Raw genomic sequence first — 5,881 nt, 5'->3', positions numbered from 1 at the left:
CCGGGCACGTCGGATGTCACGGGTTTGATTCGCTTTTCGTCCGCCACACAACAGGCGACTGAATACATTTAATGCTCATTGTAGTTTAAAAAATACAAAAAAGAAAGATGTATGTATTCCGGACAGTCGGCACGGTGGAGCTAGTCCGCGGGCCTTCAGTCAATATATATCGCCCAGCGTGACCGGGACGAGCAGGGTTGTTTGTCCTATGTGGCGGACAATCCGTGTAGGCGAATGTGGAATCTGCGCGTAGCTTTTTGGCAGGGCGAGAGACGCAAAAAGGGGAAATTTGCGTGTCCGCAGAAGGTTGGTTGCGGGTCCTGAAAAGCACCGTGGTTAGCTAAATAGGGCAACAGAGGCAGGTGCCCGTTGTTTGGAGAGGCAAAAGACAAGACCTGACCCCGTCCTTCCGGACGCATCGAGAACGCAGTCGGCCAGACCTTGAAATTATTCGCCAAATAAGACAATGTGTATCCATATATAAATAAGTGGTGACACTTTGTCTTATTCAAGAAACCAAAAGCCGTCGTTTACCTCGTTGCAGGAGACATTCCACGCCTATGGTGGCCAACTGCGCATGAGCGAAGCGCTACGCGCGGGGATAAGCCGTTACACGTTTTATCGGGCACGTGACGAAGGCTTGATTGAACCGGTAGCGAGGGGCGTTTATAGGCTGGCGGAACTTCCGCCGCTCGGGCACCCGGATTTGATCGCCGCGATGTCGCGCTTCCCCGGAGCGGTTCTATGTCTCGAATCGGCACTTTCATGGCATGAGATCACGACTCAAATCCCTCATCACGTCCACTTGGCTGTGGCCCGGGGAGCTCGGCTTCCCAAGTTGGATTACCCGCCTGTGCGGGGATATCGGTACTCCGAGGTGGCTTTTGGCGCCGGTATTGAGGAATTTCTCGAGGATGGCTTGATCTTGAGAATATACAGCGCTGAAAAAACACTGGCGGACTGCTTTAAGTTTCGGAATCGCATGGGTATGGATGTGGTGCTGGAGGCGCTGAAGCTCTATCGGAAAAGGCAAGCGCCGCAGTTTAATAAGGTTCTTGAGTATGCCCGCATATGTCGAGTTGAAAAGGTCATCCGGCCCTACCTGGAGGCCGTGCTATGAGTGGGACAAGGAACCTGGAGGCATCCGTACGGCAGCGCCTATTTAATCCTTCCGCAGTCGCTTCCGTTCGATGAGTTTCCTCGCATCATCCATGACCTGATTGTGAGAGGCGGCCGCGCGGGTGTCTTCCATTGCCTCAAGCACCTTGGCCTTGAACCAGGCGTCGTAGAACTCGGGATCCGTGGTCAGGCCGGGGGGCAGGCCGCGTTCCTTAACCACGCGAGTCAGCAAGATCCGAACGGCGTCTGATACCGATAAACCCAGGCCGGCCAGAGTCTCGGCGGCTTCGCCTTTCAGTTTTTCGTTAATTCGTACATGCAACATCGTCGTTTCAGCGGCCATGGTCTTTCTCCTATCAGACTACTCATAATGTATCTCATTTGAGATACGGTCAACCGGGCGAGCTTGGATAAGGCCGTTGAGGAGGTTCGAGGTTAACGACTGCGGCCCCGGGGCGCCGTAAGTGAAGGCTGAAAACATTGTCAGCCAGCGCGGAAAGTCAGTTAGGGGTCAATACGGTGGCAAAGCAGGGCAAAAAGGTGGGAAACCGGGTCAGAAAGCTAAAAAAGCGCCATTTTTCGTGTTTGGCAACGAAAGTTGCGGGTAGCGCAAAGCGGCCAGGAGGCACATCCATTTAAAGTGCCAGCACCTATTGGAGAGGTCAGGCGGCGGTGTCGTTCAGAAGGCTTTCATAGGGAATCTTGAGGCCGGCGTGCAGATTGCGGATCATCTGCAGGCTGAGCGCTCTCTTTCGGTTCAGGACTTCGGAGACCCGCCCGCTGGAGCCGATGTAAGCCTCAAGATCGCGGCGGGTCAGGCCGCGCTGCTCAAGCGTGAACAGAATCGCCTCGACGGGATCCGAAGGGCCAACGGGATAGTGTGCGTCTTCGTACTTTTCGATCAGGATGGAGAGCACTTCCAGTTCATCCGCCTCCGGGCTGCCTTCCTCCGCATCCCACAGCTGTTCCAGACGAGCGAAAGCGCGCTCGAGGTCGTCGTCGGTATGGATCGGCTGAACGTTCATTACACTGTCTCCGCGTCAATCTGGTCGTACTGAGCATGAGTGCCTACGAACCGCACCCAGGCAATCTGCAAGTCATACCGGATGGCGACAATCACGCGGTACTTATTGCCGGCTATGTTGAAAACCACCCGACCGTGCTTGAGAACACTGGCCGTGCTCATGTCTGCCTTCAACTGCTGGGGTGTGTCCCAGTGCGCCTTGACCATCATGTGATGCCACTGCGTGAGAGGCCTCTCCGAATCACCATGGTCAGGCAATTCCCAGAACTGCCTCAACGTCCGTTTCGCAATGACTCGCATCATCTCTCCCTGACTGGCGCAATTCTAGGTTCTCCCATTTTGGGAGTCAAGCGGGTGGCACGGCTGAAGGTTTCTGAGGTTAGTGGCTGCGGCCTCGGGTGGCTGTACGTGAAGGCTGAAAATATTGTCAGCCAGCGCGGAAAGTCGGTTAGAGGCCTGTAAGCTGTCCAAGCAGGGCAAAAAGGCGGAAAAAGAGACCGAAAAGGTGAAAAAGCCGTATTTTGCGTGTTTGGCAACGAAAGTTGCGAGTAGCGCAAATGCAGTGAGCGCCCGTGTTCTTACCTGTCGGGTATTAGAGGTCAGGCGATCTTGTCGGGCACGGCCTGCAAGTGTACGCCGAGTGCGTGCAGTACCTTCATCAACGTCGAAAAGCGTGGATCGGCACCAGGGCGCAATGCCTTATAGAGGCTTTCGCGGCCCAATCCGGTTTGACGTGCCAGGTCGGTCATGCCGCGAGCCCGGGCGACATGACCAATGGCGGCAAGCAGCTCTTCATGATCGCCCTCTGCCAGCACCTGCGTCAGGTATTCGGTGATCGCTACATCGTTGTCCAAAAACTCGGTGATGTCGAAAGGGCGTAAACCGAGTTCTTGTGAGGTTGATGATTTCATGGTTTTCTCCTGATGGCCGCCGCCATCTGTTTAGCGGTTGCAATGTCGCGCCTTTGGCTGCTTTTATCGCCACCCACCAGCAATACATAAATGGCTTCGCCTCTCTGTAGGTAGTACACCCGGTAACCTGGGCCCACGGGAACGCGCAGTTCATGCACTCCTTCTCCCGCCTGTATCCAATAAGATACAATAAGCGCGCCTTTCTTTGCCACCCATTTTTTGGGCTCCGTTAGTCGTCATTGTCCACCTCCTTGCGTTGAGGAAGCAGGGTGCCACTGGCGTTAGCGGTCTGGCTGTGGGGAATGGCGGGAAACCGTGTCAGAAAGCTGAAAAAGCGCCATTTTGCGTGCTTGGCAACGAAAGTTGCGATCCGTGCAAAAGCAGCGAGGAACCATCCCGCGGAAGGCGCAGGCGAGGTGTCGTGGGGCCAGCCGGGTTGTCTCGGCTGTCGGGTGGGTAATTATTGCAAGTGAAGGCGAAGTGAGTGCGATAAAGGCGAAAAAGGGACGGACAATTATAAAAATAACGCAGAAGAAAATCGTAACTGACTGATATTAAGGGTGGTTTTTAAAATGGCGAAATCCTGGCAAAAATATTAATCCGTCCCGCCGCCGAAATTCTCTTCATACATCGGGTGGTAAAAGGGTAGGCTCAATAAAAACGAACCCAAAAACAACGGAATTAAGGGGGAGTTATGCCCGGCAAGGATCGCCTTCTGCTCGCGGGCCACCCGCACCACCTGGTGCGCAAAAGCCGTGACCAGAAACCCGTCTTTCTCGACGAAGCCGACTACACCCACTGCCTCGGGCAGATACGCGCGCTGAGCCAGCAGTACGAGCTCGCCATCCACGCCTTCTGCCTGCTGCCCGACGGCCTGCACATCCTGGCCACGCCGCTGGGTGATCCCGGGAACCTGTCCCGGTTTATGAAGGCGCTCAGTTGCAGCGCCTCGTCGCGGCGCAAGAGGCTGCACGGCGCCACGTCCGTATGGGAGGTGCGCTACCGCTCCAGCCCGGTGGAGCCCGGGCAGTGGATGCTGGCCTGCATCTGCTACATCGAGCGGCTGCCGGTGACCCAGCGGCTCGCCTCGTCGGCGTATCACTACCACCGCAGCAGCTACCGCATGCGGCTGGGCAAGACCCATCAGTACTGGCTGGAAGACCCGGAGGAGTACACCCGTCTGGGTGGCAGCATCGAAGACCGGGCCGAAGCCTACCGGATGTACATGAGCAACGGGCTGGATCCTCACGAAGAAAAGATGATCGACACGGCGGTGAAGCGTTGCCGGCTTACCGGCTCACGGCATTTCGTGAGAGAGGTGTACCGGAAGTACGGGGTGCTGGGTTAGTCGTTCGGGGAATGGAGCGGCCACGCAAGGAACGCAGCCAGCGCGGCATAGGAGGCCAAGCCCGGCGCTACTGCCTATTGGAATAGATCATCCACGCTGGAGGCGTCCAGAATGCGGTCAGCCAGATCTTCCAGCTCAGCCTGGGAGGCACTTTGCAGGCGCAGGCGAAGCGTGGCGGGAGCGTCGCCGAAGCGGTGTTCTATCAGACGGAGCACTAGCGCGCGTTCGCCTTCCAGGCGGCCTTGCTCGATGCCCTGCGCGCGGCCTTGCTCGACGCCTTGAGCCACGCCTTGAGCCACGCCTTGCTCAACGCCCGCGAGACGCTGACGCTCCTTCCATTCCTCGAACCGGTTGGTGATCATCTCGTACGCCTCCTGCAGATCGTGCATCTCGGGGAAGGTCTCGCCGGGAAACCATTTGGGGAGGCGGCGGCGCAGCCATTCCAGGTAAGCCCGGCGTAAGCCGGCCTGTTCCGGACCTGACAGCCACTTTACCAAAAGTTGAAGAAGACCGGCCACCTCGTCGGAGGAGCGGTGATGCTCCAGCCGGAACAGCGCGGCCACCAGGTTATTGATCGGCTGGCGGTCGTCGGCGCTGTAAGCGCCTTCATCGATCAGTAGGAACGCCTGATCGGGCTGAAAGCGTTCCAGCCCGTCCGGCGGTGGTTGGACCAGAGCTCGCACGTCAGTGGGCGCCCGCCAGCGGCGCTCGCCGTTATAGAGCACCACTGGCAGTACCGACGGCAACTTACGGTCGGCCCCCAGCTCACCACGCCGAATCAAGTCCTGATGGAGCAGGCCGGTGTAGACCATAATGCGCAACGCCATGAAGCGGTCCACCGAGGACTGAAATTCCAGCAGCAGATACACATAAAGCCACTCCTCGCCCCAGCGTATTCGCCAAACGGCATCGCCGTGCCGGCCACGCAGGTCGTCAGTGACGTAGCTGCCGTTCATCTTCTCCAGGGATTCCAAGTCCAGTGCTGCGACCCACTTATCAGGCAGGAAGCCAACCAACAGGTCCTGGACCATCCGGTCGTGGGCGAAAAGCAGCTTGTAGATGGTGTCGTGCTCGTCCATGGGCACCTCGTCGATCTAGAAAAACGAGCGTGACCGGCACGAGCCGGTCTGTCTGTCCTACCGTGCGGACAATCGTTGTAAGCGAAGACGGAAGCACGCATCGACCCCGGAGGACAGTCGAAAACAGCGGAAACCGTGGCCAAACCAGGCATTTCAGGCTCAAAAACGAGGAAAAGACCTTGATTCGCGCGCGTTGCAAGGTTAATGCGACTAACGCAAAAAAAGGCCTGGATGGAACGCCCGACCCCGCAAGAATGGATCGGTGGTTACACCCAGGCCTGGCGTAGGAGCGGGCCTTGCCCGCGAAAGGGCGTCAAGCCCGGCGGGATTCCAGAGACCGCTAGAACTAGCCGGCGAGCGGCGCTCGCCTTTCGCGGCGCAGCCATTCTTCAGGGGCGAG

8 protein-coding genes are annotated in these 5,881 nt (G+C 57.5%); 2 read left to right on the top strand and 6 right to left on the bottom strand.

The window, feature by feature from the left end; translation table 11 throughout:
- Positions 1–499 precede the first annotated feature (499 nt).
- Positions 500–1,120 (top strand): type IV toxin-antitoxin system AbiEi family antitoxin domain-containing protein, encoded by a 621-nt coding sequence (locus ISO4_RS16605; protein WP_228548222.1) that lies wholly within the window; start codon positions 500–502, stop codon positions 1,118–1,120.
- Between the two features lie 42 nt (positions 1,121–1,162).
- Here ISO4_RS16605 and ISO4_RS16600 read toward each other — a convergent pair whose 3' ends face one another.
- The 5 genes from ISO4_RS16600 to ISO4_RS16580 all read right to left on the bottom strand — a co-directional run bounded on the left by ISO4_RS16600 (position 1,163) and on the right by ISO4_RS16580 (position 3,266).
- Entirely contained in the window at positions 1,163–1,462 is a 300-nt protein-coding gene (locus ISO4_RS16600; protein ID WP_194856951.1) for a type II toxin-antitoxin system RelB/DinJ family antitoxin, read from the bottom strand.
- A gap of 319 nt (positions 1,463–1,781) precedes the next feature.
- Entirely contained in the window at positions 1,782–2,144 is a 363-nt protein-coding gene (locus tag ISO4_RS16595) for a helix-turn-helix domain-containing protein (protein ID WP_067606024.1), read from the bottom strand.
- Positions 2,144–2,443: a type II toxin-antitoxin system HigB family toxin gene (locus ISO4_RS16590; RefSeq protein WP_194856950.1), complete on the bottom strand. Its 300-nt coding sequence runs from the start codon at positions 2,441–2,443 to the stop codon at positions 2,144–2,146. The genes ISO4_RS16595 and ISO4_RS16590 overlap by 1 nt, the downstream gene beginning before the upstream one ends.
- A 299-nt stretch (positions 2,444–2,742) precedes the next feature.
- The gene (locus tag ISO4_RS16585) at positions 2,743–3,054 is read right to left on the bottom strand and encodes an addiction module antidote protein (protein WP_067606020.1); all 312 of its coding nucleotides are present in this window, start codon (positions 3,052–3,054) and stop codon (positions 2,743–2,745) included.
- On the bottom strand, positions 3,051–3,266 hold the full coding sequence (locus ISO4_RS16580; RefSeq protein WP_194856949.1) for a type II toxin-antitoxin system RelE/ParE family toxin: 216 nt from the start codon (positions 3,264–3,266) through the stop codon (positions 3,051–3,053). The genes ISO4_RS16585 and ISO4_RS16580 overlap by 4 nt, the downstream gene beginning before the upstream one ends.
- A gap of 482 nt (positions 3,267–3,748) precedes the next feature.
- On the opposite strand from ISO4_RS16580, the gene ISO4_RS16575 reads away from it, so the two are divergent.
- Positions 3,749–4,402, top strand: coding sequence for a transposase (locus ISO4_RS16575; RefSeq protein WP_142950228.1), 654 nt, complete (start codon positions 3,749–3,751; stop codon positions 4,400–4,402).
- A 74-nt stretch (positions 4,403–4,476) separates the two neighbouring features.
- Here ISO4_RS16575 and ISO4_RS16570 read toward each other — a convergent pair whose 3' ends face one another.
- Positions 4,477–5,481 carry an Rpn family recombination-promoting nuclease/putative transposase gene (locus ISO4_RS16570; protein ID WP_194856948.1) on the bottom strand — a complete coding sequence of 335 codons (1,005 nt, stop codon included), beginning with the start codon at positions 5,479–5,481 and terminating at the stop codon, positions 4,477–4,479.
- Positions 5,482–5,881 lie beyond the last annotated feature (400 nt).

It is taken from the genome of Alloalcanivorax venustensis ISO4 (assembly GCF_015356855.1).
Lineage (GTDB): Bacteria > Pseudomonadota > Gammaproteobacteria > Pseudomonadales > Alcanivoracaceae > Alloalcanivorax > Alloalcanivorax venustensis.
The sequence above is the reverse complement of the archived record's forward strand: the minus strand, read 5'-3'. Positions and strand labels throughout refer to the sequence as shown.

Bases quoted from the DNA above. Each gene is read 5' to 3' on its own strand.
- ISO4_RS16575 (WP_142950228.1), top strand. From the start codon at position 3,749: ATGCCCGGCAAGGATCGCCTTCTGCTCGCGGGCCACCCGCACCACCTG.
- ISO4_RS16585 (WP_067606020.1), bottom strand. From the start codon at position 3,054: ATGAAATCATCAACCTCACAAGAACTCGGTTTACGCCCTTTCGACATC.
- ISO4_RS16595 (WP_067606024.1), bottom strand. From the start codon at position 2,144: ATGAACGTTCAGCCGATCCATACCGACGACGACCTCGAGCGCGCTTTC.
- ISO4_RS16600 (WP_194856951.1), bottom strand. From the start codon at position 1,462: ATGGCCGCTGAAACGACGATGTTGCATGTACGAATTAACGAAAAACTG.
- ISO4_RS16570 (WP_194856948.1), bottom strand. From the start codon at position 5,481: ATGGACGAGCACGACACCATCTACAAGCTGCTTTTCGCCCACGACCGG.
- ISO4_RS16590 (WP_194856950.1), bottom strand. From the start codon at position 2,443: ATGCGAGTCATTGCGAAACGGACGTTGAGGCAGTTCTGGGAATTGCCT.